This window comes from Nonomuraea terrae (assembly GCF_004348995.1).
GTDB classification, from domain to species: Bacteria; Actinomycetota; Actinomycetes; order Streptosporangiales; family Streptosporangiaceae; genus Nonomuraea; species Nonomuraea terrae.
In genome coordinates this window covers 1-2891 of the sequence record NZ_SMKQ01000404.1, presented here as the reverse complement: position 1 = coordinate 2891, position 2891 = coordinate 1, and the positions used below count along the sequence as shown (strand labels likewise).

The window sequence follows — 2891 nt, the reverse complement described above, 5'->3', positions numbered from 1 at the left end:
CGCCCACCCCCTCCTGACCACCCCTCTCACGACGAGGCGAAGCCCTGGTCGGGGTGCCGGCTCGCGCCCGGATCTCTCCGAGACACGGGCTCCCGGTACGGACTTCTTGCCCGATCCCTCGCAGGCGCGGGATCCCGGAACCGACGGCTGCTTGCCGGCGGAGCCTGTGCGTGGTGGTGATTCGCCGGCGGGCGATGGTGCGGAGGTCGTGGCGCGGCTGGGCGCGTTGGAGCGGGGGCGGCAGGACGAGATCGCGCGGTTGTCCGAGTTGCTGACCGAGGAGGCGCGGCTGTCCGTGGTGCGGCGCGACCTGGCGCGGGTGGAGGCCGAGCTGACCGAGCTGGTGGCCGCCGATGAGGACGTCGCCGCCCGCCTGGCGCTGCTGCCCGGGCTGATCGAGGAGGCCGAGGCGAGGCTGGCCGAGGTTCGCCGGGACGCTGCCCGGATCCCCGCCGTCGAGGCCGTCCGCGACGCCGCCGTTCATCTGGTCGGCGTCGAGCGTGAGCTGGTCGCGCTGGAGGGGGAGCTCGACGCGCTGGCGCAGCGCGCGGCCGAGGTCGGCGCCGCCGAGGCCGAGCTGCCCGCCCGGATCGCGCAGGCGGGCGCGGCCCTGGCGGACGTACGCGCCGAGGCGGCGGCCATTCCGGCGGCCTCCGCGAACGTCGACGCCGCGCGGGCGCTCCTGGACGCCACCCGTCGACGCGAGTCCCTGGCCGCGGAGCTGGAGGCCGCCAGGGCCGGGCACCAAGGGCTCGTCGACCACGCGCAGGCCCTCCGGGAGCGCTGGCTCGACCTGCGGCAGGCGCGCATCGACGGCATGGCGGCGGAGCTGGCCCGCGACCTGTCCGACGGTTCGCCGTGCGCGGTCTGCGGCTCCGAACACCACCCGCATCCCGCCTCCCCGGCCCCGAGCGCCCCGTCGGCCGACGACGAACACGAGGCCCAGGCCGCCCACGACGCCGCTCTCGCCCGGCGCGAGCAGGCCGAACGCGCCCTGGCCTCGCTGGAGTCCCGGCACGAGGATGCGGCCGAGGCCACGGCGGGGCTGGACGTCGAGGCCGCCGAAGCGCAGGTGCTCCAGGCGGAGCAGGAGCTGGCCCGTCTCCAGGCGGTCGCCGGCCGGGAGCCGGCCCTGGCGGCCGCCCTCGACCGCGTCGAGGGCGAACGCGAGCAGGTCAGAGACCAGGCCAGGGAGATCGCCGAGGCCTTGGCGGCCCACCGCGCCCACCGCACTCATCTGGAGTCCGAACGCGCCCGCCTGCGCACCGGCCTGGCCCACCAGGCGACCACCCTCGGCCTGATCACCTCCACGGGCAACGGCCTGCGAGCGAGTGTGGCCGGGCCGGACACCACGGCCGGGGACACCGGCCGGCCGGACCATGCGGGTCAGGGCGGAGCTGGGCCCGAGTCGGGCGCCGCTCGGGTGGACGGTGGCGAGACGGAGGGCACACGCGGGCCCGCGCTCGGTGCGGAAGCGGACGACACGGACTCGGCGGAGAGCGGGCCTGCCGGCGCCGACACTGAGGACCTGGCACGTGCCGCTGACGGGGCCGCGGTGCTCGCGGCGGCTGAGCGGGAGTCGGCGAGGTTGCGGCAGGCCGCTGACCGGGAGGGGCCGCTCGCCGGTGAGGTGGCGCGGCTTCAGCGGGAGCGGACGGAGCAGGAAGAGCGCGGGCGGCGGGTGGCCGCGCGGCTGGCGGCGTGCCGTACCCGGCATGAGGAGCTGAGCGGGGACGCCGGGCGACTCGGCGCGCGGCTGGACGCGGCGCGCGGCGGCGACGCCACGCTGACCGCCCGCCTGTCACGGCTGGGTGACGAGGCCGAGCTGCTGCGGGAGGCGCTGGAGGCCACCAAGGCCGCGGTGACGGCCCGCGGTGAGCTGGAGAAGGCCACGCGGGCGGCCGAGGAGGCGGCCGTCGAGGCCGGGTTCGCGGACGTGCTGGAGGCGGAGGCGGCGTACCGGAGCGCGGCCGAGCGGGAGAGCCGGGCGGAGCTGCTGCGCCGCCTCGACGACCAGCACGCGGCGGTCAGCGGCGTGCTGGCCGATCCGGAGCTGGTCGCCGCGGCGGCCGAGCCGGCGCCCGACCTGCCGGCGCTCGAAACGGAACGGGACGCGCTGGAGGAGGCGTTCACCCGGCTGTCGAGCACGCGCGACCGGGCGGCGGCCAGGGCGCGGCGGCTGGAGGAGCTGTGCGCCGAGCTGGCCGATCACCTGGAGCGCTGGCGGCCCGCGTTCGAACGGCACCGGCTGGCCGAGCGCCTGGCGGCGCTGGCCAGCGGCACGTCCGGTGACAACCAGTGGAGCATGAGCCTGTCGTCGTACGTGCTGGGCGAGCGGCTGCGGCAGGTGGTGGACGCGGCGAACGAGCGCCTCGACCACATGTCCGCCGGCCGCTACCTGCTGCGGCACGACCTGCGCAAGACCGCGGGGTCGCGGGGGCGCGCGGGCGGCGGGCTCGGGCTGCGGGTGGCCGACGGCTGGACCGGCGTCGACCGTGATCCGGCGACGCTGTCCGGGGGCGAGAGTTTCATCACCTCCCTGGCGCTGGCGCTCGGGCTGGCCGACGTCGTGACGGCCGAGGCAGGCGGGGCGGAGCTGGGCACGCTGTTCGTGGACGAGGGCTTCGGCACGCTCGACGAGGACACCCTCGACGGTGTGCTCGACATTCTCGACGGGCTGCGCGACGGAGGACGCGCCGTGGGGATCGTCAGCCACGTCGCGGAGCTGCGGTCGAGGATCACCGCCCAGCTCAAGGTCACCAAGACCCGCACCGGCTCCACGTTGTCGGCGGTGGGGGTCGCCTGAGGCGCCGCCTCCCGGCGGTGCCGCCGGGAGAGTCCGCCGGAGCAGGGGAGGCCGTTGCGGGGCGGGGATTCTGCGGGGGCTAGAT

At 76.9% G+C, this 2891-nt stretch carries 1 protein-coding gene; it reads left to right on the top strand.

All coding sequences use genetic code 11. From position 1 onward, the window contains the following. The first annotated feature begins 208 nt into the window (after positions 1 to 208). Positions 209 to 2806: an SbcC/MukB-like Walker B domain-containing protein gene (locus E1286_RS51640; protein WP_281282870.1), complete on the top strand. Its 2598-nt coding sequence runs from the start codon at positions 209 to 211 to the stop codon at positions 2804 to 2806. The last annotated feature ends 85 nt before the right edge of the window (positions 2807 to 2891 follow it).